The sequence below is a fragment of the Actibacterium atlanticum genome (assembly GCF_000671395.1).
Lineage (GTDB): Bacteria > Pseudomonadota > Alphaproteobacteria > Rhodobacterales > Rhodobacteraceae > Actibacterium_D > Actibacterium_D atlanticum.
In genome coordinates this window covers 249,305-275,793 of record NZ_AQQY01000005.1, presented here as the reverse complement: position 1 = coordinate 275,793, position 26,489 = coordinate 249,305, and the positions used below count along the sequence as shown (strand labels likewise).

The window sequence follows — 26,489 nt, the reverse complement described above, 5'->3', positions numbered from 1 at the left end:
CGCAATCTCACCACGGTTCGCTATCAATATCTTCTTAAACTCAGACATGGGGGTTCCTTGTAAGTGCAGGCAGGTCAGCGGGTCACGAATAGTTTTTGTTGCGCGACATTTTCCCGATACCGGGGTTCATGCTGTTGGTGGGGTCGACCGATTTATAGAAGGCCGCCAGATCGGGCTTGGCCGGGTAGAGGTGGCCGACATTGTGTTCGGCCGGGTATTCAGCGCCGCGTTTGTCCAGAATATCCAGCATTGCTGCTTTGAGCGCTTTCGGGTCTGCGCCTTTCTTGACGATGTAATCCTGATGCAGAACGTGGCACATGAAATGGCCGTAATAGAGCTTGTGAACCAGCTGATCTGTGATCTGTGGCGGCAAGTCTTCGAACCAGTTTTCATCATTGCGGCGCAGGGCGATGTCCAGCGCGATGATATCTTGGACCTGTTTGTGATGCACCGCCATATAGCGCACAGCGGCCCCGGCGGCGGCGAAACGGTGCAGGCCGGCGATCTTGCCCTCACGCGGGGTGCATTCAAAGAAACTGAGGCTGCCTTCGTCCTGCATTTGGGCCAGCAGCGCGCGGGCTTCGTCAATGCCCCCGTCGCGCATCTTGAGAATCAGGTGATGGGGATATTTTGCCCGGAAGGCGCGCATGCGTTTGGGCAGGATATCGGGCCAGAACCGCATCGCGAACTGCATGAACCGGTCGGTGAAATTAGCCATGCCCGGCACGTTGGCCAGACGGGCATCCACCGCGCCTTTCATGGCAAAGAACATCGGCAGGCGGTCGGTGCCCAGCTTGTCGATCATCACCATCGTGTCTTTGCCATAGAGGTCTGAGATATCGAACACCTCTTCGTGCATATATTCGGCACTGATCGGCAGGGTTTTGAAATCGGCCAGAATACGGCGGCGCAGGGCGGTCAGCGCGGCGGTGTCTTTGGTGCCGATATAGAAGCTGCGTTCCTGTTCGTTCTTTTCATAGGTGTCCAGACGCACGGCGAACACCGCCAGTTTTCCGGCGCAGCCTGCGGCCTCATAGAGGCGGCGTTTGTCGGCGTTGAACCGGGCGGGCGTGTCGGCATTAACATCGCGCACGCGTTGGGCATAGTCAGTATCGGAAGCCTTGCGATTGTCGGTGCTCACGCCTTGGGGCGCATAGGCGGCGTTTTCCAGATTGGTCAGAATTTCTTCGGGGGTTGTGCCCAGATCGACGCCCAGATGGTTGACCAGTTCCAGTTCGCCATCGCGGGTAATCCGGGCGTGCAGGGACAGTTCGGTATAGGCCGGGCCGCGTTCCACAAGTGAGCCGCCCGAGTTGTTACAGACCCCGCCCACAATGGATGCCCCGATGCAGGAACTGCCGATCACCGAATGGGGCACGCGGCCCAGCGGCGCCAACAGTTTTTCCAGCGCAAACAGCGTGGCGCCCGGAAAGCTGATCACCTGTTTGCCATCGTTGATCAGTTGCAGCTTGTCCATGCGGTTGGTGTTGATCAGCACCACATCGCGGTCATAGCGGCCTTTGGGCGTGGAACCTTCGGTCAGGCCGGTGTTGGCGGCCTGCATGATCACGATCTTATCGGCGGCAACGCAGGCTTGCAGGACTTGCCATTGTTGCAACAAGGTGGCCGGGCGCACAACGGCCAGCGCATCGCCCTCGCCCGAGCGAAAGCCTTTGCGGAACCGTTTGGTGGCCCGATCCGAGGTCAGAACATGGCGTTTGCCGCAGACCTGACGCAGGCGGGCCAGAAGGTCGTGATCGTTCATGCTGTCCTCTCCTTAGCGAAAGCGTAGGTTTTGAGGCCCCAGTTGATCAAGGGAAGTGACCCCCATCAGCTTCATGCCGCGCTCAATCTCTTCGCGCATCAGGCCCAGCGCGCGGTCGACCCCCGCCTGCCCCGCCGCCGCCAGCGGATAAAGATAGAACCGCCCGCCGCCCACGGCTTTGGCACCCAAAGACAGCGCCTTGAGCACATGGGTGCCGCGCTGAATGCCGCTGTCCATGATCACATCAATCTGGTCACCCACGGCATCGACCACTTCTTTGAGCTGATCAAACGGGGTGCGCGAACCATCCAATTGTCGCCCGCCATGGTTCGACAAAACGATGCCGGTACAGCCGATTTCCACGGCGCGTTTGGCGTCTTCGACGGTCATGATGCCTTTGAGGCAGAACTGACCATCCCAATCGCGGACCATTTCAGCGACGTCATCCCAGTTCATCGAGGGGTCCAGCATCTCGGTGAAATAGCCGCCGATCGAGCTGGCGCCGCCGCCCATGTCGACGTGGTCTTCCAACTGGGGCAGGCGGAATTTTTCATGGGTCACATAATTGATGCCCCACATCGGTTTGATCGCAAACTGGATCATCCCGCCCAGGGTCAGACGGAATGGGATCGAAAAGCCGGTGCGTTTGTCGCGTTCGCGGTTGCCGCCGGTGATGCTGTCGACGGTCAGCATCATCACATCCACCCCGGCCTCTTTGGCGCGTTGCATCATCGCCTTGTTCAACCCGCGATCCCGGTGAAAGTAAAACTGGTAAACCTGCGGCGTTTTGTGCTTTTGGCGCATTTCTTCAAGGCTGACCGTGCCCAGCGACGAAACCCCAAACATGGTGCCGTGTTTTTCGGCCGCTGCTGCCACGGCACGTTCGCCCTGATGGTGAAACAGCCGCTGCAACGCCGTGGGCGAACAATAGATCGGCATATCCAGCTTTTGCCCCATCACCGTCACCGACATATCGACCTGATCCACCCCGGTCAGCACCGAGGGCACCAGATCGCACCGTTCAAACGCGCCGGTGTTGTGGCGCAGGGTGACCTCGTCATCCGCGCCGCCATCTATATAGTTAAAGATGGGGCCCGGCAGGCGCTTGCGCGCCAGGGTGCGAAAGTCCTGAAAGTTGTGGCAATGGGTCAGACGCATGTGATTTTGCTCCGATCAGTAGGCGACAGATGGCAACCAGGTTGCCAGCGCAGGCCACAGGAAAACCAGCGCCAGTCCGGTCAACTGTAGCAGCACAAACGGGATGATGCCCTTGTAAATGTCGGTCAGCTTGATCTCGGGCGGGCAGACGCCTTTCAGATAGAACAAGGCAAAGCCGACCGGTGGCGTCAAAAAGCTGGTTTGCAGGGTCACAGCCACAAGGATCACGAACCACACGAGTGCCGGTTCATCAATCGCGCCAAAGCCGGGGATATCAAGGCCCAGCGCGTTGATGATCGGACGCATGAGCGGCAGCACGATCAGGGTGATCTCGATCCAGTCCAGCACGAAGCCAAGCAAGAACACGATCGCCAAAATCACGATCACCGTGCCATTGGGGCCAAGGCCGGTGCCGTGGATCATATCCTCGATCAACGCATCGCCGCCCAGTTCGCGCAGCACATAGGAAAACACCGTCGCGCCAAGGAAGATCGCAAAGATATAAGCGGTGGTGTTGAAGGTGGATTTCAGCACATTGATCAGCTTGCGCAGGGTCAGCTTGCGATAGCCCAGCGCCAGCAAGGTCGCCCCCAACGCGCCAACGCCCGACGCCTCGGTCGGGGTGGTCAGACCCGCAAAGATCGAGCCAAGCACCGCCAGGATCAGCGCAAGGGTCGGCAGCACCGCGATCAGCACGTCTTTGACGGCATCCCAATCGGGGGCCTTTGCACCCTCGGGCACGGGGGCCACATCCTTTTTGATCTGTGCGACGATGAAGATATAGGTCAGGTACAGGCCGCCGATGATCACACCGGGGAAGACCGCGGCCATGAACAGATCGCCAACGGACAGGGCCATCTGATCGGCCATGATCACCAGCATGATCGACGGCGGGATCAGAATGCCCAGCGTGCCCGAGGCCGACACCACCCCTGCCGCCAGCGACGGGTTGTATTTCTGTTCCATCATCGAGGGCAGCGACAACACACCCAGCAGCACGACGGACGCCCCGATGATACCGGTTGAGGCCGCAAGGATGATCCCAATCAGGGTCACGGTGATCGCCAGACCGCCGCGCACCGTGCCAAACAGCCGCTGCATCGACGTCATCAGACGTTCCGCCACGCCGGATTCATCCAGCATCAGCCCCATGAAGATAAACATCGGCAGGGCCACCAGAACCGCATTCGACATGGTCGCATAGACCCGGTTCACCACGGCGCCCAGTGTCAGGTAATCAAGCCCGGTCAGGGTTTCCTCGAGCCCGGTCCAGTTCATCATGCCGTTGTCGAACAGATAGGCCAGCCCGCAATAGGCCACGCCAACCCCGGCCAGCGTCCACGCCACCGGAAAGCCGGTGAACAAAAGCGCGATGAAGGTCAGGAACATCGCGATGACCAGCTTTTCCTCGGTGGTTTCCACAAGGAAGGTCAGCGCAAAGGCCACCACGCCAAAGCCGATCAGCGCCCAGGCAATCATCCGCAGCCCCCGGCCCCGGCGTTCCTCTTCAAGGTTTGCGGCAAGCGCGTGGATGTCGTGGACCAGCCGCGCCAGTGCGGCCAAAGCCAGCAGGATAAAGCTGATCGGGATCACCGATTTCAGCGCCCAGCGCGCTGGTAATCCGGTCGGGCTGTCCGAGCGTTCATTCACCCGCCAGCTTTCATAGAAATAGTCATAGCCCTGATCGACCATCAGATAGAGGAAGGGCACCAACAAGGTCAGGATGCCCAGAACCTCGATGATCCGCTGCGCGCGGCGCGACAGCTGCATATGCAGCAGGTCCACCCGTACGTGGCTGTCGGTGACCAAGGCATAAGAAATGCCGATCATCGTCACCAGCCCATAGAAATGCCACTGGATTTCATCCAGCTTGGGGTAGTTCTGGTTCAGCGCATAGCGCATGGAAACCTGTGCTACGATCGCTGCCACCAACAGCAGGTTGGCCCACATCACGACGTGACCAATCGCCTTGACGGTTTGATCCAGTGCGACGGCCGCTTTCTGGCGGTCTTTGTCTTCGTGTTCCTGGATCTGTTCGTAGATGTCTACCGGGTCGTCGTTTTGCGACAGCTGATCAGCCATGGTCTCCTCCTGAGGTCATGTCGGCCTTCGACCCGTCGGGGAAGGCTGAAAAAAAGCTGCGGGGGACGGGTGCCCCCCGCAGGTCGGTGTTGGTTGAAGCGGCTTACTTGCGCGGCAGGAAGGCGTTCTCTTTCCAGACGGCATAGCCATCGCGGAACTCGGTCAGATCCGCCAGAACCTTGGCGAAGAACGCGTCATTTGCGGCCTCTTCGGCGGCAACTTCATCCCACGTGGTACGGAAGGTGTTCAGCATGTCTTCGTTCCACTGTTTGATCTGAACACCGTTGTTTTCAACGTTGTCGATCAGGGCTGCGTGCTGAATGGCCTCGCCTTCAGCAAAGCTGTCAGCCATGGAGGCCTTACAGGTGGTTTCAATGATCGCCTTGTGCTGGTCGCTGGCTTCGTTCCAGACGTCTTTGTTGATCATCAGCTCAAACACCGTGGCTTGCTGGTGCCAGCCGGGGAAATAGTTGAACTTGACCAGTTTGTGGAAACCAAGACGCGCGTCGATGGCGGGCATCGAGAATTCAGTCGCGTCAATCGCGCCTTTTTCCAGCGCAGGGAAGATTTCACCGCCCGGCAGCAACGAGGTGGCAACGCCCAGCTTTTGCATGACTTTGCCGCCCAGACCGAAGAAGCGCATCTTCAGGCCGTCCAGATCTTCGGGGCTGTTGATTTCCGAAGCAAACCAGCCCGAGGTTTCCGGGGCGATGATCGCACAGGGCATAACTTTGACGTTATAGCCAGCTTGATCGTACATCTCTTGGTACAGGGTCATGCCGTTGCCATAGTAGAGCCACGCCATGTATTCGCCCGCTTCGGGGCCAAAGGGCACGGCCGAGAACAGCGGCGCGGCCGGGATTTTACCCGCCCAGTAACCAGCTGTGGTGTAGCCCGAGTTGATCTTGCCCGATGATACGGCGTCGAGGATTTCAAACGGCGGAACCAGCTTGCCCGGTTCATAAACTTTCATCTTCAGCGTCCCGCCGGACATCAGGTCCAGCTGCTCAGCCACGCGCGGAATGGGCGAGCCCAGCCCGGGCAGCGCGGTGGAAAATGCAATCGGGGTTTTCAGCAGAATCTTGTCGGCGGCCATTGCCGCGGGCGCGGCCAGCAGAGCAGCAGCGGCAGCAATCGTTGATAGGGTCTTTTTCATAATGTCTCCTCCAGAGTGACAGACGCCAAAGGGAGTTGGCGCTCGACGTGGTAACTATTGTTTACCAGTATAATCGGTCAATAATTTAATTTACCTCTGGTCGCAAAAGATGAGGTTTCTAAGTGCGCTTTAAGAGCAGGAAAAACTGGATCAATGTCAGGGTTTTTTTAGAAGTATCATTATTTTCATAGGGATATAAAATTTGACGCATCCGTATTTTTGGGTAGTTTCGAGTTGCCCCCAGCCCTTCAGGTGGTAAAATAAAAAGACAACCGAAAAGATATCAACCTGTGCTACCGTCGCCCCAACCATGACTGACTCAAGCCCATTTGAACCCATCGGCCACGAATCAATCGCCGAAGCTGTTGTCGAGCAAATCGAGACAATGATCGTTGACGGCATCCTGAAAGAGGGGCGCAAACTGCCCTCTGAACGCGAGCTGTCCGAGGTGATGGGCGTGTCGCGCCCCAAGCTGCGCGAGGCGCTGCAAACGCTGGAAAACCGAGGCCTTGTAAACGTGCGCCACGGTGAAGGCACGTTTATCGCCAACCTGACAGGTCGCGCCATGGCCCCTGCCCTGCTGGCGCTTTATGCCCGCCACGGTGAAGCATTTTACGACTATCTGGAATATCGCCGTGCGCAGGAAGCTTTTGCCGCGCGGCTGGCGGCAGAACGGGCGACCACGTCTGACAAAGCCCGTCTGGGCGACATCATCGCCGACATGGAGCAAGCTTGGGAAAAAGACGATCACGAAGCCTCGCAAGAGGCTGACATTCGTCTGCACAGCGCGATCGTGGATGCCAGTCAGAACACCACGCTGATCCATATGATGGCGTCAGTCTATGATCTGACGCGGCAGGGAGTTTTCTATAACCGGCGGTACCTGCGGTCTCTGGATGGGGCGGGTACGAAACTGCTGGCACAACACAAAACGCTGGTCGACGCGATCATCGCCGAAGACCCAGATGCCGCCGAAGCCGCCGCACGCGATCACATGGATTTTGTTGAACAAAGTTTCCGGGTCGGTCAGGAAAAGGCCCGCCGCGAGGCGCGCTCGGCCAAGCGGCGGCAGTTTTCGACCTGACCCCCGGCCACGCCGGACCCATCGCCCATACAAGGAAGACGGTTGCCTGAGCCGTTGGTCCTTGCCTAAGGTGTCGGGCAACATTGTGTTAAACTTATTTCGTGGTCAGAAGCAGGGAGCTTGTGGTGACCAGTCCAACCAAGCGCGCGCTTTCACATGAGGGCAATATCGCAACGCTCAAACGCAAGAAATGCGCACAGCAGTTTATGATGTTCGCCGGGCTCTGGCGCGACTATATGAGTGCCGCGCCTGACTTTCTGCGCAACAGCGGTATTTCGGATCGCAACACCATGGTGCTGCGCGACCCCTATGACACGTTTTATGAACGTGGTGTCAGCAGTGATATCTCGTCCAGCGAGTTGCTGACCGAATGGATTTACAATTATCTGCGCAAAGCCCCTCATATCCGCGAGGCCTATACCGTGGGCAATTCGGCCGGGGCCTATGCCGCCATTTATTTTGGCTGCAAGCTGGGCGTCGACGAGGTGTTTGCCTTTGCGCCATCAGGGCTGAATCGTCTGACGATCCTGATGGACGCCATTGAACAGGCTCCGTCACACACCAAGATCAACGTCTTCTACGACACGCGGCATGAGCGCGACACCTATTTTGCGACGCAGCTTGGGCAAAGTGATCGGGTCAAGCTGGTGCCCTCGCCCGAGGACGAGCCAGACGGTCATTGGGTTATGATCCGTAAGCTTGAGCGCAACCAGCTGCGTGATATCTTTCCGCCTTATCGAGCAGTCGATAGCGCTCCGGCCTCGGGCGGGTAAGAGCAGCCCTATTTAGGCTGTGCTGCGATTGCGCCCTGCAGGCGCGCAATGTCTTCGTCAGACAGTGCCAAACCAAGCCAATCATATACGATCCGCATCTGTTCCAGGGGGCTGGCGCGCATCGACTCGAACTGCAGTTCCAGCACCTGATCGCGCGGTATCGTGGGCGCCGCTTTTTCAAAGCGCGCCATACCCTGATTGAAAGCGTGCGCGCTTATTTCGTGAACCCGTGCCGGATCGCTGCGTCGGGCATAGATGTCATGATTGGCCTGAACGAGGCTGCTGTAAGAGGCGATCGAGTCTTGCGCCGGGCGTTTGATGCGAATGAACTGCGCGTCGGGATAGACCTGCATCAACCCCTCGGCCCCCCATAAATGGGTCGGGCATTTCAGCACCCAGCGCTGGTCCGTTGGGGGGAGGCTGCGCAGACAGGCATCATAAGCCTGATAGGCGGTCTGCATTTGTGCCAAGCCCAATCCGCCCAGCCAGTTCAGATAGGTTTCAAGCGGGGCCAGAAACAGAAATGAAGCAGAGGCGAAAGACGTTTCAAGAAACCCGGCGCATTCTTCGGGGCTTTGGGCATCTGTGGGATGCAGCGCTGACAGTTTCGGCGACATTTTATTGGTCTGCCGAATAAAGAGATCCACAAGCGCGACCCGCTCGGCCTTGGACAATGTTCCGTTTGGGCCGACGGGCGCAACGGCGACCTCCCAGGTTTTGGGGGCACGCAATCTTGGATCCTGACCCAACACGCGGTGCAAAAATGTTGTCGCGCTGCGATAGGGTGAGAGGATGAAGATCGGGCGGGAAATTTCTGGCGCCTGAGGCGGGCGGGACAAGGCCCAGCCCCGTTTGACCAGAGCGTCCAGCACCGCGTTTTGAACCAGCTTTTTGCCGGTGAAGCTGAGGCTTGGCGCGGCGGCTTCCAAGTCTGCGCACAACAGTTCAAAGCCCTGCTGCGCAACCTGATCAAGTGGCACACTGCCCCCCAGCCGGTCCTTTGCAACGTCCAAAAGCCGGGTTGGATCAAACAGCGGCGCCGCGCCAGAACCCCCCGGAGCCAAGCGCCCAAACGGGGCAGGTGTCGCCTTGGCCGTTGGGAAAACCTGTCGCGACATGACGCGCCTATGCGGATTGTTCGACGTAGCCCTGAACCACCGCGGCAAATGTGTCGAGATCCTTGAAGTTTTCAGGCAGAAAGTCGGCATCCGAAAATTCTATGTCGTATCGTTCTTCGATATGGCTGATCAGTTCGACAACGGCGAAAGAATCCAGCTCCAGCCCGCCTTCAAAAAACGGGGTTTGCGCGGTCAGCTTAATGTCGGTGATACGGGCTTCGAGATCGTTGTTAATAATGCCCTTCATCGCATCCAAAATCGCCTGTCGCATTGGTTTGAAATCCTTAGGTCGCCGCGCATCAATATCTGTCACTGTTGCGCATCCCCAGAAACGGGTCAACTCTCGCGCCGCGCCAGTTCAACCAGCGCCGGGCGGTCTGGTTTGCCTGATGCAAGACGGGGCAATGCATCCAGTTGTATGAAACGATCCGGCACCGCGCGGCTGGGCAAGGTGTCGATGCAATGACGGCGCAAATCTTCGCAAATCAGCGCCGCGCGTGGTTTGGGCGTGTAAAACGCCACCAGCCCATCGCCGCGCCGCGATTGCCCTGACACCACGACAACGGTGTCGGCCACGCCTGCGCACTGCGCAATACTGGCTTCGATATCACTGAGATGCACCAGCAGCCCATCCCGTTTAAGCGCGTGATCCCTGCGTCCGATGATACGCAGTTGCCCCCCCGGCAAAAGTAGGGCGATGTCGCCTGTTTCGTGCACGTCGGGTTGTTTGTTGGCTACCGCGCCATCGCTGCCCGCGATGCCAAGGCACATATCGGGATGACGCAATCGCAGGGGAAATGGCTGCTCAGGGTCTTGCGGATCATCGCCGAGCCTAACACCCGGAAGCAGGCGACCGGCGCTCTGGTGTCGGATGTCGGCAGTGTCTGAGGGGTCATTGGCCGCGGTTACCCCCGTTTCACTGGACCCATAGAGGCTCAGAACCGGGCCATGCAGATTTTCGCAGCGCGCGGCCTCTTCGGGGGACAGTTTATCCCCTGCAATACACAGGCCCGCATAGGGGCGTGGACGCCGACGCATCGCCAGAATTGAGCGCACCTGACTGGGTACGAAATAGGCGAAATTCGGGTCAAAGTCGCGTTCGGCCCCGAAGACCTCAAGCGGATTGCCCCGTTGCACAAGATGGATAGAGGCCCCGGTCAACAATGCAGGGATCAACGCCGCTCCCAGCCCGAACATGTGGTGGATCGGGACAGGAATCAGGATACGCCGTTGCGGGGTATGGCCCAATCGCTTGCCGGCAGATTGGGCGTTGCGGATCAGGCGCGCGGTGTCATGAACCAGCCACTTGGGGGCGCCGGTGCTGCCAGAGGTTGCCACATAAAAGCGCTCGGGATCGGCCGTGTTTCCGGCCTGCTCAAGCCGCTTTATTTCGGGGGGCTGTGCCGCGCCTGTCGAGGTCACGAGATGGTTGCAAAAGGGCGGCAGCCGCTGGTGCAGGTTCTGGCCCGGCGCGATCAGCGCAGTGGGCAGGCCCGCGTCCAGCGCCGCCAGCAAAAGCGAGACCCCTTCAAGGGTGTTTTCAGGGACAAGGCCAAGGCAGCTGTGTTGATCTTTGGGCAGCGCGGATTGCAGGCGGGCCGCAAGCGCCGCCAGTTCGCCATACCCCATTTGCGCCCGGGTATCAGAGATGGTTTGAGTGTCGCCGCGCGCCGCGATCATATCCAGCAGCATATATGCCCCCGTTTGCGCCCGCTTTTGGGCCACTTGCAGCCTAGCCCGCAGGGGGGGCGCGCGGCAATCTTAAGTTGTTGTGGCCCCGCCCGAGGCTCGCCTTTGGGCACCATTTCTGCTAGGTCCGGGCTATGATGGCGCTCGATAAGGGTAGCGAAAGGTCTGGACCATGCAGCAACGAGTGATCGGTGCCGGTACGCGCCGTGCTTTGGCGCAGACCATAGCCAAGATCGCACCCGCCGGTCCGGTTCTGGTGATGGGCGGTTCAAACAGTTATCCGGCACGCGCGTTGGCCGATGTGTTGGACGAACTTCCACATCGCCCTGCCCTGCTGCTGAGCAGCGGCGCGCTTCCCGACACCCAATCGCTGCGCCAATGCTGGGAACAGATTTCGGACCTACCGGGCTGTATCGTGGCTGTCGGTGGCGGGCGTATTATGGATTTGGCGAAATTGCTTTCGACGGGGCTGCGCAATGTTGATGATCTGCTTGATCGGGTCAAAGACGGCGCACCGCCCCCGCGCAAGTTGCCGCTAATCGCGCTTCCGACAACGGCAGGGTCGGGAAGCGAAAGCACGCCTTTCGCGGTGCTGTATGATCACGCCAGAAAGTATTCGCTGGATCACCCCAGCCAGCTGCCCGATGCCGCCATCGTCGATTGTGACCTGATGCGTTCGGCCCCGCAAAGGGTGCGGGCGGCGTCGGGGCTGGATGCCTTGTGTCAGGGCATCGAAGCGTTGTTGTCGCGCAAGGCAACAGCACAGAGCAACGCCTTGGCCCTGCGCGCGATCAAACAGGCCAAAGGCGCCTTGCTTGCAAGTTTGGCGGATGATCGAAAAGCCGCCGCAGAAATGGCACAGGCGGCCAATCTGGCGGGGCGTGCCATCGCGACCACCCGCACCACGGTGCCCCACGCCCTGTCTTATTCACTGACCCAGGAATATGGCGTGGCGCATGGGCATGCTGTGGCGCTCTCAATGGGGGCATATCTCCGGCATTTCGGCAACGCGTTGCGGCGAGATACGCATCTGAAGCCATGGACCGCATCTTATGGTGGCGTGCTTGAGATGCTGGATTGCAGCGCGCCAGACGAGATCCCGGCCACCTGGGCAACATTTCTGGCGCAAACCGGCCTAGAGCCAGATTTGACCTCGCTTCACCTGCCATCCAGTGCGCGGCTGGTGGCAGCGCAGGCCGTCAATCCTGACAGGTTGCGCAATTCACCCCTGTCGCTGGACACCGCGACACTGGCTGATCTATTCGCCTGACCGCAAGCCGTCCGCTGACCAATCTCCACCTTGTGGCGATTGTTGCTCTGCTGTTCGAAACGTGCAAAGCTTTTCGAATATTTGGGAATGATATTTACTTCAGAGGCTGGGGTGCACCCGCGCAGGTCGTTGTGTTTAGCGCTGAACCTGAGCGTTGTTTGGTGGACGCCCCATTTCATGGCTCAGAGCCCCTCTGCACGTCGCAAGGAGGCGCTGATTGATGACCAAGTCCGTTTATGTCGGAATGTCGGCGGATCTGATCCATCCGGGCCATATCAACGTCATACGACGGGCGGCTGAACTGGGCGAGGTCACGGTTGGCTTGCTGACAGACCGCGCGATCGCCAGTTACAAACGGCTTCCCTTCATGACATGGGATCAGCGGCGCGACGTCATCAGCGCCCTGCAGGGCGTGGCGCGCGTGGTCGAACAGACTACTCTGGATTACGGCCCCAACCTGCGCGAATACCGCCCTGACTTTGTCGTGCATGGCGACGATTGGCGCACAGGGGTGCAGGCCCGCACCCGTCAGGCGGTGATTGATACACTGGCAGAATGGGGCGGTGAGCTGGTTGAGGTCAGCTATACCCGCGGCGTATCGTCAACCGGGTTTCATGCCGCCCTGAAAGAGTTGGGCACGACGCCAGACCTGCGACGGCTGGCACTGCGTCGCCTGCTGAACGCCAAGCCGATGATCCGCCTGATGGAAGCCCACAACGGCCTGAGCGGATTGGTTGTCGAGGAAGCCGAGGTTGAGACCCCGGCAGGCCCGCGCAGGTTCGATGGCATCTGGTCGGGGTCTTTGACCGTGAGCGCCTCGAAGGGGAAACCGGATGTTGAACTGGTGGATACCTCGGCGCGGGTTGCCAACCTGAACGAGGTTCTGGAAGTCACCACCAAGCCGATCATCTATGATGGAGACACCGGCGGGCGGCCTGAACACTTTGGCTTCACGGTCAAAACGCTGGAACGTCTGGGCGTGTCGGCGGTGTTCATCGAAGACAAGATGGGCGCCAAGCGTAACTCTCTTTCCGCAGAGCACGTCGCGCATGAGCTGGAAGACATCGACGCCTTCTGCGAGAAAATCCGCACCGGAAAGGCGGCGCAATCCACCGAAGAATTCATGATCTTTGCGCGCTTGGAAAGTCTGGTTCTGGGGCACGGGCTTGATCATGCATTGCATCGCGCCGAAGCTTTTCTTGCGGCGGGCGCTGACGGGATCATGGTGCACAGCCGTCAGGAAACCCCGGATGAAGTCTTTGCCTTCTGCCGCGCGTATCATTCGCTGGGATTTGATCGCCCGCTTGCCGTTGTCCCGTCGACCTTTGACATGGTCGATGATCACGAATTCGAAGCTCACGGCGTGAACATCGTCATCTATGCCAATCAGCTTTTGCGCAGCGCGTATCCCGCGATGTATCAGGTTGCCCGCTCGATCCTGACGAACGGGCGCGCAGGCGATTGCCGTGCAGAACTAATGCCGGTCCGTGACCTGCTGGACCTGCTACCGGAGAAACGATGACCGTTCCCCCACAAGCATTTCTGACCGCTTTGAGGGGCGGCGAAACCGGGGTCATCACCGGCGTGCCGGATTCGGTTCTCAAGGATCTATGCGCGCATATCAGCGCGACTGTCCCGGGGGATCGGCATCTGATCGCGGCCAACGAAGGCGGGGCGATTGCCTTTGCGGTTGGGGCTTGGATGGCGACGGGGGAAACCCCGGTGGTCTACATGCAGAATTCGGGATTGGGCAATGCGGTCAATCCACTGATGTCGCTTGCGCACCAAAGCGTTGCCGCGGTCCCAATGGTCCTGATTATCGGATGGCGGGGTCAGCCTGGCCGCCCCGATGAGCCGCAACACCTTGCACAAGGGGCGGCGACGCCCGCCCTGCTTGAGGCTCTGGGGCTGCCTTGGCGGGAGCTGCCCCCTGAAGAAAACGCTGCCGTTTCCGTGGCCAGCTGGGCGCGGGAAACGGCGCAGGACCGGCAGGGGCCGGTTGCAATACTGGTGCCGCGCGGAACGTTTGATTCTTCGACGCAAAGCGCCAAAACCGCAGCCCAACCTGCTGGTTTGGCCAGCCGTGCTGCCATTCGCCGGGTGCTTGACGTGCATCGCGGCCCCGTTGTGGCCTCGACCGGATATACCGGGCGCGAGATTCTGGCGATCCGCGCTGAACAGGGGGCGCCTGACGATCAGGACTTTCTGAACGTGGGTGCCATGGGCCATGCCAGCCAGATCGCTTTGGGGCTGGCCACACAACGGCCAGAGCTGGATGTGTTGTGTCTGGATGGGGACGGTGCGGCGCTGATGCACCTGGGGGCACTGGCCATCAACGGCACGCAGCCCCGGGGGTGCATGCTTCATGTGGTGCTGAACAATGGCATGCATGCTTCGGTGGGTGGACAACCGACGGTGGGGCATCAGATCGACTTTTGCCCGCTTGCAACGGCCTGCGGTTATGACGCGGTCGAGCAGGTCTCGACCTTGCCCGCATTGGATCAGGCATTGACGCGCCTTCAGCCCCTTCGAGGCATGCGATTGCTTGAAATCCGCACTTTGGCGTCACAGGGTCCGCTGCCCCGCCCCGAAACACCGATTGCGCAGGCAACGCGCCGGTTTCAGGCGCGTTTTAGTCAGCCCGCGCAGGACGCAGATTGAATTACCTCGACGCATAACAGTTATGGATATCCGGATGAAAAAACTTGATTGGGACTATACGAATTTGGCCAAGGCCTATGTGAACCGGCCGGACTATTCGGATGCCGCGATTGACGCGATCCTTGCCATTGCCAAACCGGATGCGGATGCCCCGGTTTTGGACCTTGGTGCGGGGGCGGCCCACCTGACATTGAAACTTGCAGAACGCGGGCTGAATGTCACTGCGCTGGAACCCAACGACGACATGCGGGGTCAGGGGACCGCGCGAACCGCGCACTACCCGGATCTGGACTGGATCGACGGTATGATGGAGAACACCGGCCTGCGTGCGGGGCATTATGCGATGACGACCTATGGGTCCTCTTTCAGCGTTGTTGATCGGGGCGAAACGCTGGACGAGTCCGCGCGGCTGCTGTGCCCCGGCGGGTGGTTCGTTGCACTGTTCAATCACCGTGATCTGGATGACCCGTTGCAGGCGGAAATAGAAACGCTGATCAAGGACGCAACGACCGGCTATGCCTATGGTCCCCGGCGCGAGGATCAGACCCCGCATATCGACGCCAGCGGCCATTTCGGCCCAGTGCATCGGCTGGAATGCCCGATCCACCACGACGTGCCCAAGCAGACTTGGCTGGACGCGTGGCGCTCGCATGCCACGTTGCAGCGTCAGGCCGGGGCGCGGTTCGAAGAGATTTGCGCCGCGATTGACGCCCGGGTCGCGCAAGAGCCGGGCGACAGCTTGCGCATTCCCTATGTCACACGGGTCTGGATGGCCCAGCGGACCCGCTAAATGGCCAACCCTGTGATCGCTCCGCGCGCCTATACCCCCGGAGTCATTTGGCTTACCGGGCTGTCGGGGGCGGGCAAATCCACGCTTTCATCGGCGCTTGCGCAGGCTTTGGGCGCTGATGGATACGGGCCGGTGACCCTGTTGGACGGCGAAGAGGTTCGCCGCCGCCTGCCACACCGTTACGGTCACAGCCTAGAGGACCGCGCGCAGGTCGCCAGACACGTGATCGACCTCGCCGAGGCCGAACTGACGGCAGGGAACATCGTGATCGTTGCATCAATTTCCCACCAGCTTTGGATGCGTCAAACCGCCCGAACCCGGCTTGGCCGCTTTCTTGAGGTCTATCTGGATTGTCCGGCCCAGACCTGCGCGGCTCGCGATGTGAAGGGGCATTATGCCCGCGCCTATCGCGGCGAAGAAGCTTGCTTCATTGGGGTTACGCATGACTATGAATGTTCAGAGAAACCTGATTTGACCCTCAGCACAGGCACGCAAAGCATCGCGTCTTGTCAGGCTGAATTGCGGGCGCGGGCGCGAGATTTCCTGAACAACCCCTAAGGGCTTTTTCGGGCCTCGCGACGCTGGCGCATCAGATCGCGCAGGGTGTTCATATGTTGCGATGCCCCATCTGCAAACACCGCGTGCAAGGCTGCCAGATGATCCGCAAGCCCGGCATCAAAGGCGGTATCGAACTCCTGCAAAGCGTTCAGCAATGCGCGGCAGTCCGCCGGAGGATACCCGGCATCTTTGAGATCCTGTTCGCGCAGGTTGCGGGCGAACGACAGGATGCTTGCAGGCGCGGTTTCAGGCCCGCCTGTACCGGCGCGCACCCGCTCGGCCTGCGTGGTCAGGACAACACTGTTAAACATCTTCAGATGCCGCAGCTGCGCTCCATAGCGCGGCGCCGGGTCATCGACGTTTGCGGCCACTTCATAACCCAGTTCAGACAAGAGCGCCCCGCATCGGGTGCCAATGGTTTCAACGGCGGCCGCGATCTCCTCGCGGTTTTGCCAATCCCCGACTTTGCCGGCACGATTGGCCACCTCCCAGTCGCCCGGATGGCGTGCGCGATAGATCGCTTCGGCGGCTTTTGCCGCATCAAGGCTGGAGTTTTCAACCGCGCGCACAATGTCTTGGGGCGCATAGTCGAGGCGCAGATCAGCCAGAATTCGTGTCAGCAGCGCATGTGCATCCTGTTTGTAATCTTCAAACCGATAGACCCGATCGCCAACCATGGCCCGCCAGCACTGTGCGAACAGCAACCAATGATCCGCCATCGGCATCAACGAGTGTGGGTTCGGAAATTGGATATAGTCGCTAAACGGCATGTTCGCCTGACGCCGCCGGTAACGTGAATAGATCGCATCGCGCGGGTCGCGGATGAAAAACACCGGGGTTTCAGTAGCGTTTTGCGCATTGGGGAAATCCTGAACATAGTTCACGGCCACATCATCACGAAACTCAAACCGGTCTCGATGGACAAGGGTTGGCATCCACTTACCCAGCACCGCCGCGCGCGGATGCAGTTGCCATGTCTTGCCATCGCGCTGCCACAGGCGTTGTTCCGCAGGCACGTCACCCGAGCGCCGCCACAGGTTGCGCGCGCCGGGGGTGTGATCGACACGTATCCCCAGTTCAAGAAAACAGTTCACCAACCAGGAAGCGCCTGAAGGTTCAATTGGTGAGGCCAGCGTAATGGTACGGGGGGACATGTCGTGATAACCCTGAAAACGGTACTGGATCAATTTGGCCGCAGTTTGCCGCCCAAAGCAACTTTTATGGTGTCAGGACCATGCCTTTCGACATTTCCTGCACCTCGCCAACGCGGGCTTTCTGGCAAAGGTTTATTCAGGCACCACAACTGAACCAGTAAGAGCCTGTTTGCACCGTCCATATTCTGTGATGTCTATTGCTTAAGCGATGCGCCACATCTGGCGGCGTGCCCCCGCGCGACTTGTCCGCCCCACGACAAGTTGAGTTGCACCCGGGAACTTGTTGCGTGCAAAAGCGCTGAGACTTTGAAACCCGGGAACTTTCTATGACCGATCTTCGTGCCGCTGATGTGCTTGCAAAACGCTTATTTGATGCCGGGTGTCGCTGGGCCTTTGGCATGCCCGGCGGTGAGGTGCTGACTTTGGTCGATGCTTTGGAAAAAGCGGGCATCACTTTTGTTCTGGCCAAGCATGAAAACGCCGCAGGGTTTATGGCCGAAGGCACCTATCACCGCACTGGCGCGCCGGGCATTCTGGTGGCCACCGTCGGCCCCGGCGCGTTGAATGGGATCAACTCGGTCGAAAATGCCCGTCAGGATCGGGTGCCGCTGATCGTGCTGACCGGGGCGGTCGATGCCGATCTGGCACAGACCTATACCCATCAGGTGCTGGATCAGCCGCAGGTGTTTCGCCCGATCACCAAGGCGACGTTTACGCTTACGGCCGGTGCAGCCCATGTGATCGCAGACAAAGCCGTGACCATCGCAACCGAAGGCCAGCCCGGCCCGGTTCACATCGACATCCCGATATCCGTCGCGGACGCGCCCGCCAGCGGCACAGGCGTGCTGCGCGCCCCCGTCGTGCCGGTTGCCCCGGTATCGGCCGAGGCCCGCGCCGCGCTGGCCCGCTCCAAACGTCCTTTGATCGTGGTGGGGGTGGACGCCGTGCATCAAGGCGCCCAGAGCGCCGTTCTACACGCCGCCGAGACATTGCAGGCCCCTGTGATCACCACCTACAAGGCCAAGGGCATTATTCCTGAATCCCACCCTTTGGCTTTGGGCGGCGCTGGTTTGTCGCCCGTGGCCGACAAGACATTGATGCCCCTGATCGCACAGGCTGATGTGATCCTGGCGATCGGCTATGACCCGATTGAAATGCGCACGGGCTGGCAAAGCCCTTGGGATCCGGCGTACCAGACGGTGATCGACATCACGGCGGCCCCCAACCACCACTATATGCATCAGGCGACGTTCAATGTGATCGGGGATTGCGCGGCCTCGGTTCAGGCGCTGCTGCCGGATGCGCCGCTGGCCCAGACTTGGCCCGGCGGTGAGCCCGCCAGCGCGCGCGCGATGCTGCGTGAAACGTTTGCCCGCCGTGAAGATTGGGGGCCGGATGCGGTGATCTCTATTTGCCGCGAGGCGCTGCCCGCCGACACTTTGGCCACCGCCGATAGTGGCGCCCATCGCATTTTGCTATCGCAGATGTGGCAGTGCGAATTCCCGCGTGCTTTGACCCAGTCATCCGGGCTGTGCACCATGGGGGTCGCCGTGCCTTTGGCCATGGGCCAAAGCGTGGTCGAGCCGGACCGCTGTGTTGTGTCGTTTTCCGGGGATGCAGGGTTCCTGATGGTAGCGGGTGAACTGGCCACCGCCGCCGAGCGTGGATTGAAAACCATCTTTGTGGTCTTCGTCGATGCCTCGCTTGCGCTGATCGAGCTGAAACAGCGCCAACGCCAGATGGCGAATACCGGGGTTGATTTCGGCCATGTTGATTTTGCCGCCGTGGCGCGCGGGTTTGGCGGTGCAGGCCACCGTGTAACCAACGAAACGGAACTGCGCGAAGCATTGCAGGCCGCGCAAACCGCCGATACCTTCACCGTGATCGCAGCCGAGATCGAAAGGAAGGCCTATGACGGACGGTTCTAAGGGCGCGCTGACCGGCGTCGTTGTTCTGGATCTGTCGCGCATTCTGGCCGGGCCTACCGCAACACAGATGCTGGGCGATTTGGGCGCGACGGTTTACAAAATCGAGAATCCCAAAACCGGTGGCGATGACACCCGGGCATGGGGGCCGCCCTATGCAGAGACACAGGATGGCAACAGCGACTTGTCGGCCTATTTCATGGCCGCCAACCGGAACAAATACTCGATCCCTGCCGACCTGAGCACAAAAGAGGGCCGCGACTTGGTGCAAGCCATCGCCGCGCAGGCCGACATTGTGGTGGAAAACTACAAGCCCGGTGGGCTGGAAAAATACGGCTTGGATCATGCGACGCTCTGCGCGGCGCACCCCGGGCTGGTCTATTGCTCTATCTCTGGGTTCGGCCAGACTGGCCCAAACCGAGACAAACCCGGTTATGATTTGATGGCGCAGGGCTATGGCGGGATCATGTCCCTGACCGGTGATCCGGAAGGCGCCCCGACAAAAGTCGGCGTCGGGATCGCCGACGTGATGTGCGGCATGTATGCCTGCATCGCAATTCTGGCGGCGTTGCGCCACCGCGATGCGACTGGTGAAGGGCAGCACATTGATCTGGCTCTTGTGGACACGCAAATGGCGTGGCTGATCAATGAGGGTACGAACTATCTGACTTCTGGGCAAAATCCGCGGCGCCGGGGCAATGCCCACCCCAACATCGTACCCTATGATGTCTTCGCCACGCGGGATGGCCACGTGATCGTGGCGGTCGGCAACGACCAGCAATTCCAACGGTTCTGTCAGGCAGTGCAACGCCCGGATTTGGCGCAGGACACGCGCTATCAAACAAACGCTCAGCGCATCAAATATCGTAACATTTTGACCAAGGAATTGAGCGCCACGCTGACGAAGCTGGATCGGGACGCGATTATTGAAACATTACAGGCGGTGAAGGTGCCGTGCGGCCCGATCCACACGGTGGCGGATGCACTTGCATCGGATCAGGCGCAGGCACGCGACGCGGTGGTCAATATGCCCCGCGACGACACCACTGCAGGCAATGTGCAACTCCTTGGCAATCCAATAAAATTTTCCAAGACCCCGGTGCAGTACCACCGGGCGCCGCCGCGGTTTGGACAGGACGCACACCTGATTCCGGGGCTGTTAAAAGGCCCAAAACCACCCCAAAACTGACGCCCGCAATTGGGCTTGCTTCACGAAACAGTGAGGCATCTTCACGTTCCTGCAAGGTGCCGGGGACGTGAGGTGCCTCTTGGCGAACCGGCTTTTAGTTTTTGATCAACCGCAACGCCTAGCATCAGCCACGAGAACATACATGAAAACAGATATTTGCACCTGTCCAATCAGCCTAAGTTCTTCAACCGCATTGAAGCATTGGGATAACATGGTTCGGGGCTTTCTTGCCCATACTGCTGTGACACCCGAACACCTTGGTGCGGTGCTGCACGAAGAGCCCGGGTTCGCCATGGGAATCGCAGCGCGCGGGCTGTTTTCACTGATGTTGGGTCGGCGCGAAATGGTGAGCGTTGCGCGGGACGCGCATCGCGATGCTGTGGCGGCTCTGGCGCATGGAGGGGCCACCACACGCGAACAACTTTGGGTCTGTGCGTTGGGGGCGTGGCTGCAAGACGATCCTCGCGGTGCGGTTGATTGTATGGAACAGGCGATGCGGCTGAACCCTGCGGATACGCTATCGGCCAAAGTCAGCCATGCCATCCGTTTTATTCTTGGTGACAATCTGGGGATGCGCCGGTCGTTGGAACGCGTGCTGGACGCCCATGAGGAACATCCTTTGCGGGGCTATCTGCTGGGCTGTCTGAGTTTCGCCCAAGAGGAAACCGGCAGCTACAGACAGGCCGAGGCCACGGGGCTGGAAGGGCTTTCGCTGGTCGGGGATGACGCGTGGGGCATGCATGCGGTCGCCCATGTCTATGACATGACCCATGATCCGGCCAAGGGCATCGCCTTGATCGACTCGCACAAGACGGCTTGGAACCACTGCAACAACTTCCGCTATCACGTCTGGTGGCATAAGGCGTTGCTGCATCTGGATCAGGGCGAGTCAGATCTGGTTTTGTCACTTTATGACACCCGCATCCGACAGGATAAAACCGATGACTATCGGGACTTCTCGAACGCGTCTTCGTTGCTTTTACGCCTAGAGCTTGAAGGGGTTCACGTCGGTGACCGCTGGGAAGAGCTGGCCGATCTGGCCGAAGCCCGCGCGGATGACGGCTGCCTGACCTTTGCCGATCTGCACTATATGCTGGCCTTGGCTGGCGACAAACGCCACGACGCGGCCAACCGGATGATTGCCCGCGTGGCTGAGAAAGCCCATCTGCCGGGTCACACCACGCATGTCATGGGTGACCCCGGCCTTGCCGCCGCCGAAGGGCTGGCCGCATTTGGCGAAGCGCGCTATGACACCGCGTTCAAAAAGCTTTCAGCGGCCCAGCCGAAGTTTCAGGTGATCGGGGGCAGTCACGCGCAACGGGACGTATTCGAACGCGTCACCATTGATGCCGGGCTGCGTGCCGGGCATCTGGATCAGGTCGAAGCGCTGTTGCTCAAGCGCCGTGATCTGCGCAAGGGCGCCAGCGACACCTTCTCTGACACCCGGCTGAGCGCGATTGGAAAGCTGCGTAACATCAACCACGCGACGGCTGCACAATAAATGTCTCTTACTTTGTCTTACGAACAACAGGCCAAGGTCGCGGTGCCGCGCCCTCATGCCACGACCCGCGACCCGAGACTGGATTTCTTTCGCGGCATTGCGATGTTCATCATCCTGATTGCCCATATCCCGAACGACTGGCTGGCGCTTTGGATTCCGGCCCGGTTCGGCTTTTCAGATGCGACCGAGACCTTTGTGTTTTGTTCGGGCATGGCCAGCGCCATTGCCTTTGGCAAAGTCTTTCGTGACCGCGGGCTGGCCATGGGCAGCGCGCGCGTGGCCTATCGCGTTTGGCAGGTGTACTGGGCGCATCTGGGCCTGTTCTTTGCAATCGCCATGACCATGGTTGCGTTGAACATGGCTCTTCCTGAGGGACGCGATTATATCGCCCAGCTGAACCTCTATCCGTTCTTCAAAGACACCCAAGCACAGCTGGTTGGGCTGTTCACCCTGACTTATGTGCCCAATTACTTTGACATCCTGCCGATGTACCTTGTCATTCTGGCGATGATGCCGCTGGTTATTGGTTTGGCGAAACTGCACAAACTGGCCGCGGCCGCTTTCGTGGTCGGGCTTTGGGCCGTTACTCAGGTAAGCGGGCTGAACCTGCCGGCCGAGCCGTGGTCTCAGCGTCAGTGGTTCTTCAATCCGTTTGGCTGGCAACTGATCTTTTTCACCGGCTTTGCCTTTATGTCAGGATGGCTGCCCGCGCCGCCCAAAAGCCGTACTTTGTTCTGGATCGCGGTGGCTGTGATCGTTTTGTCGCTGCCCTTTGCCTATTTCCGCATCCTGCGTGCCGTCAGCTTCTTTGCCGAGACCCGCGCCCTGCTGGGTGATTTGATCGGCAAAACCAATTTCGGCCTGCTGCGGTATGTCCATTTCCTTGCCACGGCATATGTTGCTTGGGTGTTGGTTGGACCGAATGGCGACAATATTCGCGCAACGGATGGCCCCGGCTTGCTGCACAGCACCTGGCGCGCAGTGCTGGCGATGATCATGAAGGTCGGCCAGCAGTCGCTTGCAGTGTTTATCTCGTCGATGTTCCTTGCACGCTTGCTGGGCGTTCTCTTTGATCAGGTGGGGCGCAACGCGTTTTCGATGTTCTGGGTCAACCTGTTGGGCTTTGCCCTGATTGTCGGCGTGGCCTATGGCACAGCGTGGTTCAAATCTTCCCCGTGGAAACCCAAAAAACAAGAGTTGCCCAGATGATCCGCCGTGAATTTCTGGCAGGGGTGATGGCCCTTGCCGCGTCCCCTGCCCTTGCAACCGATGCCAGTCTCTCTGACCAGCCGCCTTTGCAGTTGGGCAAACCCGAGCCGTTTTCGCCCGACCAGATCATCGCCATGGCACGCCAACTGGCAAAGCGCCCTTATCAGGAACGCCCGGCAATTCCCCAAGCCTGGCAAAACATCAGCTATGACCAGTACCGGAATTTCCGGTTCGACACCCGGCGCGCGCTTTGGGCGGATGATCCGCAAAGCCCGCTGCGGCTGGATGTATTTGCGCCCGGCCTGTACTTCCCGCGCCCGATCTCGGTTCATGTGATTGAGGGAGAAGTGGCGCGCCCCTTGCTGTTTGACCCCACAGTCTTCAATCAAACCGGCGTCTTCAACGACCTGCCGATGGATGACACGCTGGGGTATTCTGGCCTGCGCCTGCGCAGCGAGCTGCGCCGCCCGGGGCAGTTTTCGGAATTCGCCGTCTTTCAGGGCGCGAGCTATTTCCGGGCCATCGGCACCGGCGACACCTACGGTCTGTCGGCCCGCGGTCTGGCGATCGACACGGCTGAACCCACCGGCGAAGAGTTCCCCGACTTCACCCATTTCTGGCTGGAACAACCGGTCATGGGCGATACGCGTCACGTCGTGCATGCCTTGCTGGACAGCCCAAGCTGCACCGGGGCCTATCGTTTCGTAATCCGACCCGGACAGCCATTGACCATGGAGGTCGAAGCGACGCTTTTCCCACGACAGGACATGCCGCATGTGGGGATCGCGCCGTTGACCTCTATGTTCCAGTTCGACGAAACCAACCGCGATAGGTTCTCGGATTTCCGACCGGCGGTTCATGACAGCGACGGTTTGTTGATCCGCAATGGCGCGGGCGAAACCCTGTGGCGACCGCTTGCCAACCCGAAACACCTGCAAATCAGCGCCTTTGTCGACACCAACCCCAAGGGGTTTGGCCTGATGCAGCGGGCGCGCAAGTTCAGCGATTTCGCCGACCTTGAAGCGCTTTATCACAACCGCCCATCGCTGTGGGTGGAACCCGGCGAAGGCTGGGGGCGCGGCGCGGTAACCTTGGTGGAAATCCCAACTGACCGCGAAATCTATGACAATATCGTTGCCTACTGGCGCCCGGATCAGCCCTTAACTGCGGGTCAGGAACATAAGCTCAGCTATAACCTGACCTGGGGTGCGGACAACGGCTTTGGCCGCGGGATGCGGGTGCTTAACACCCGGATCGGTGACGCGTTTGAAACCGGCATTATCATCGCGATTGATTTTGAACCCGGCCCTGACCTGCCCGAGGATCTGGACGATCTGACCAAGGTCATTCGCAGCAGCGCGGGGAAAACATCTCCGGGGGTGGTGCAGATCAACCCAGAAACCGGCGGTCCGCGTCTTGTGTTCAAGTTCGAACCCGAAGACGCGACGCTGATTGAGTTCCGCGCCGAGCTGCGCCTGGATGACCGGCTTTTGACTGAAACCTGGCTGTACCGGTGGACCGCATGACGCCCTATGCTGCGATACAGATGCCACCGCGCGCGCCACTTGCGCTTACCCAGCAGGATTTTGGCGATAGGCCCGAGCCACGTCGCAAATTCCGCAGCTCATGGCCGGATCGACTTTGGCGCATGGCCGCTTTTGGCCCCGCGCTTTTGGTCACCATCTCGTTGATGGTCGGCTTTTTCGACTGGTTTCAAGCCGGCGGAGTCACCCTCACAGAGACCGTAGCTGTTGCATTGATTGGCCTGACCTTTGTCTGGGTTTCGCTTTCTGTCAGCTCGGTCATGGTGGGATTGGTACGGCTGATCTTTGCGCGCCGCCCGCTGCGCCAAAGCCGCGTTCCACATGATCCGCAGACCGTGGCGCTGTTGGTTCCCGTCTATAACGAAGCCCCTGAGGATGTCTTTGGCAACCTGCAGGCAATGCTGAAAGAGCTGGCCCAAAAGCAAAGCCGCGATCGGTACTGTGCTTTCATCTTGTCAGACACCTTTGATCCGGTGATCGCGAAACAAGAAGAACAGGCCTTTGCCGCCCTTTTGCAACAGGCGCCCGCCGCGATTGACGTGTATTACCGTAGGCGGCTCAAGAACACCGACAAGAAGGTCGGCAATATCAGCGACTGGCTGGAAAACTGGGGCGGCGCGTTTGACGCCATGGTGGTTCTGGACGCAGACAGTTTGATGAGCGGCTCTGCCATCCGTCATTTAACCCGCGCCCTGGCCAGCGACCCCGAAGCCGGACTGATCCAGAGTTTTCCCATGGTGATCGGCTCGGAAACCTTGTTTGGCCGCATTCAGCAGTTTTCGAACACGATCTACGGCTGGCTGTTGGCCGAGGGCCTGTCGGCCTGGTCCCAGCGCGAAGGCAATTACTGGGGCCATAACGCCATCATCCGCACCCGCGCTTTCGCCGAAAGCGCCGCCCTGCCCTATCTGCGCAGCTGGCGTGGGCGTGAAAGCCTGATCCTTTCGCATGACTTTGTCGAAGCCGGGATGTTGCGGCGCGCAGGATGGGCCGTTCGTTTCCTGCCCCATGTCGGGGGCAGTTTCGAAGAGGCCCCTCAGACATTGATCGACTATGCGCTTCGGGACCGTCGCTGGTGCCAAGGTAATCTACAGCATTTGCGGTTGCTCTCGGCGCGTGGGTTTCATCCCATCACCCGCTTTCATCTGCTTCAGGGCGCGGTGGCTTTCCTGTTGTCCCCGGCCTGGCTGGCGCTGATCGCGATCTGGGCCATGATCGGTATGCATAGCGATGCGGCAGAGGGCTATTTCAACGCGGCCAACCCGCTGTATCCAATCTGGCCGCAGACCGAACAAATGGGCGGTGGCGGCTTTTTGATCTTTATCTATGCCATGCTGTTGATCCCGAAACTATCCAGCATGGTGGCGCTTGGGCTGAATCCGCGTGTGCGCCAAAACTATGGGGGGTTGCTGTCCTTTGTGGCCAGCGTTCTGGTCGAGATCATCCTGTCGATCCTCTATGCTCCCATCCTGATGGTGCAGCAAAGCATCGCGGTCTTGCGCGCCCTTCTGGGGCGCGGCGGCTGGAGCCCGCAATCGCGCGGTGCGGCGGGCTATGGGGTGGCTATGACGCTGCGGTTTCACATGTTGGAAACCGGGCTTGGGCTGGCGATGTTCTGGGGCATGCAAACCGGCGCCCTGTCATTCTGGCTGGTGCCGATCGCGACCAGCCTGACATGTGCGGTGCCGCTGTCATTGCTAAGCGGTGCGCGCATTGCCAACGGTCCGGTCCGCGCACTGCGGCTGGACACGCCACATAGCCTGAATGAGCCTCGGATTATGACCGCGGCGCGGGCCGAACGCCAAGTCTTGCGCGATCATTTGCAAGGCAGCGTGATCACCCCGGCAGAGTGATCCACCTTAC

Annotated in this window: 21 protein-coding genes; 13 read left to right on the top strand and 8 right to left on the bottom strand. The window is 59.7% G+C overall.

Annotation, left to right across the window (positions count from 1 at the left end; translation table 11 throughout):
* Positions 1 to 82: 82 nt before the first annotated feature.
* The 4 genes from dld to ATO10_RS09960 form a co-directional block, all read right to left on the bottom strand.
* The gene (dld, locus tag ATO10_RS09975; protein WP_035251001.1) at positions 83 to 1,765 is read right to left on the bottom strand and encodes a D-lactate dehydrogenase; all 1,683 of its coding nucleotides are present in this window, start codon (positions 1,763 to 1,765) and stop codon (positions 83 to 85) included.
* Between the two features lie 12 nt (positions 1,766 to 1,777).
* Entirely contained in the window at positions 1,778 to 2,923 is a 1,146-nt protein-coding gene (locus ATO10_RS09970; protein ID WP_035250999.1) for an alpha-hydroxy acid oxidase, read from the bottom strand.
* Between the two features lie 15 nt (positions 2,924 to 2,938).
* Entirely contained in the window at positions 2,939 to 5,005 is a 2,067-nt protein-coding gene (locus tag ATO10_RS09965) for a TRAP transporter large permease subunit (protein ID WP_035250997.1), read from the bottom strand.
* Positions 5,006 to 5,108: 103 nt separating this feature from the next.
* Positions 5,109 to 6,161 carry a TRAP transporter substrate-binding protein gene (locus ATO10_RS09960; RefSeq protein ID WP_035250995.1) on the bottom strand — a complete coding sequence of 351 codons (1,053 nt, stop codon included), beginning with the start codon at positions 6,159 to 6,161 and terminating at the stop codon, positions 5,109 to 5,111.
* 310 nt (positions 6,162 to 6,471) lie between these two features.
* Here ATO10_RS09960 and ATO10_RS09955 point away from each other — a divergent pair, with 310 nt between their 5' ends.
* Together ATO10_RS09955 and ATO10_RS09950 are read left to right on the top strand one after the other, a co-directional pair.
* A complete protein-coding gene (locus tag ATO10_RS09955; RefSeq protein WP_035250993.1) occupies positions 6,472 to 7,245 on the top strand; it encodes a FadR/GntR family transcriptional regulator in 774 nt (257 codons plus the stop codon).
* 125 nt (positions 7,246 to 7,370) lie between these two features.
* A complete protein-coding gene (locus tag ATO10_RS09950) occupies positions 7,371 to 8,018 on the top strand; it encodes a hypothetical protein (protein ID WP_035250991.1) in 648 nt (215 codons plus the stop codon).
* Positions 8,019 to 8,026: 8 nt separating this feature from the next.
* Here ATO10_RS09950 and ATO10_RS09945 read toward each other — a convergent pair whose 3' ends face one another.
* The 3 genes from ATO10_RS09945 to ATO10_RS09935 form a co-directional block, all read right to left on the bottom strand.
* Complete coding sequence (locus tag ATO10_RS09945; protein WP_035250989.1) at positions 8,027 to 9,136, bottom strand: sulfotransferase family protein; 1,110 nt, start codon at positions 9,134 to 9,136, stop codon at positions 8,027 to 8,029.
* Positions 9,137 to 9,143: 7 nt separating this feature from the next.
* Positions 9,144 to 9,407: an acyl carrier protein gene (locus ATO10_RS16695; protein ID WP_035250986.1), complete on the bottom strand. Its 264-nt coding sequence runs from the start codon at positions 9,405 to 9,407 to the stop codon at positions 9,144 to 9,146.
* Positions 9,408 to 9,472: 65 nt separating this feature from the next.
* Complete coding sequence (locus ATO10_RS09935; protein WP_035250984.1) at positions 9,473 to 10,828, bottom strand: class I adenylate-forming enzyme family protein; 1,356 nt, start codon at positions 10,826 to 10,828, stop codon at positions 9,473 to 9,475.
* 169 nt (positions 10,829 to 10,997) lie between these two features.
* Here ATO10_RS09935 and ATO10_RS15985 point away from each other — a divergent pair, with 169 nt between their 5' ends.
* The 5 genes from ATO10_RS15985 (at position 10,998) to ATO10_RS09910 (ending at position 16,104) form a co-directional block, all read left to right on the top strand.
* Positions 10,998 to 12,095 carry an iron-containing alcohol dehydrogenase gene (locus ATO10_RS15985; protein WP_051598071.1) on the top strand — a complete coding sequence of 366 codons (1,098 nt, stop codon included), beginning with the start codon at positions 10,998 to 11,000 and terminating at the stop codon, positions 12,093 to 12,095.
* A gap of 220 nt (positions 12,096 to 12,315) precedes the next feature.
* Entirely contained in the window at positions 12,316 to 13,617 is a 1,302-nt protein-coding gene (gene aepX, locus ATO10_RS09925; RefSeq protein ID WP_035250982.1) for a phosphoenolpyruvate mutase, read from the top strand.
* The gene (gene aepY / locus ATO10_RS09920) at positions 13,614 to 14,756 is read left to right on the top strand and encodes a phosphonopyruvate decarboxylase (protein ID WP_051598070.1); all 1,143 of its coding nucleotides are present in this window, start codon (positions 13,614 to 13,616) and stop codon (positions 14,754 to 14,756) included. Before aepX ends, aepY begins: the two co-directional genes overlap by 4 nt.
* A gap of 34 nt (positions 14,757 to 14,790) precedes the next feature.
* The gene (locus tag ATO10_RS09915; RefSeq protein ID WP_035251073.1) at positions 14,791 to 15,546 is read left to right on the top strand and encodes a class I SAM-dependent methyltransferase; all 756 of its coding nucleotides are present in this window, start codon (positions 14,791 to 14,793) and stop codon (positions 15,544 to 15,546) included.
* Positions 15,547 to 16,104 (top strand): adenylyl-sulfate kinase, encoded by a 558-nt coding sequence (locus tag ATO10_RS09910; protein WP_051598069.1) that lies wholly within the window; start codon positions 15,547 to 15,549, stop codon positions 16,102 to 16,104.
* On the opposite strand, the gene ATO10_RS09905 is transcribed toward ATO10_RS09910, so the two are convergent.
* Positions 16,101 to 17,258: a sulfotransferase family protein gene (locus ATO10_RS09905; RefSeq protein WP_035250980.1), complete on the bottom strand. Its 1,158-nt coding sequence runs from the start codon at positions 17,256 to 17,258 to the stop codon at positions 16,101 to 16,103. The two genes, ATO10_RS09910 and ATO10_RS09905, sit on opposite strands and share 4 nt — an antisense overlap.
* Before the next feature lie 326 nt (positions 17,259 to 17,584).
* Here ATO10_RS09905 and ATO10_RS09900 point away from each other — a divergent pair, with 326 nt between their 5' ends.
* The 6 genes from ATO10_RS09900 (at position 17,585) to mdoH (ending at position 26,479) form a co-directional block, all read left to right on the top strand.
* On the top strand, positions 17,585 to 19,186 hold the full coding sequence (locus tag ATO10_RS09900) for a thiamine pyrophosphate-binding protein (RefSeq protein WP_035250978.1): 1,602 nt from the start codon (positions 17,585 to 17,587) through the stop codon (positions 19,184 to 19,186).
* Positions 19,170 to 20,372, top strand: a complete 1,203-nt coding sequence (locus tag ATO10_RS09895; protein ID WP_035250976.1) for a CaiB/BaiF CoA transferase family protein — start codon at positions 19,170 to 19,172, stop codon at positions 20,370 to 20,372. The genes ATO10_RS09900 and ATO10_RS09895 overlap by 17 nt, the downstream gene beginning before the upstream one ends.
* Before the next feature lie 142 nt (positions 20,373 to 20,514).
* Complete coding sequence (locus ATO10_RS09890; protein WP_035250974.1) at positions 20,515 to 21,873, top strand: tetratricopeptide repeat protein; 1,359 nt, start codon at positions 20,515 to 20,517, stop codon at positions 21,871 to 21,873.
* Positions 21,874 to 23,082: an OpgC family protein gene (locus ATO10_RS09885; RefSeq protein ID WP_051598068.1), complete on the top strand. Its 1,209-nt coding sequence runs from the start codon at positions 21,874 to 21,876 to the stop codon at positions 23,080 to 23,082.
* On the top strand, positions 23,079 to 24,608 hold the full coding sequence (locus tag ATO10_RS09880; protein ID WP_035250971.1) for an OpgD/OpgG family glucan biosynthesis protein: 1,530 nt from the start codon (positions 23,079 to 23,081) through the stop codon (positions 24,606 to 24,608). Before ATO10_RS09885 ends, ATO10_RS09880 begins: the two co-directional genes overlap by 4 nt.
* Positions 24,605 to 26,479, top strand: a complete 1,875-nt coding sequence (gene mdoH, locus ATO10_RS09875; protein ID WP_035250970.1) for a glucans biosynthesis glucosyltransferase MdoH — start codon at positions 24,605 to 24,607, stop codon at positions 26,477 to 26,479. The genes ATO10_RS09880 and mdoH overlap by 4 nt, the downstream gene beginning before the upstream one ends.
* Positions 26,480 to 26,489 lie beyond the last annotated feature (10 nt).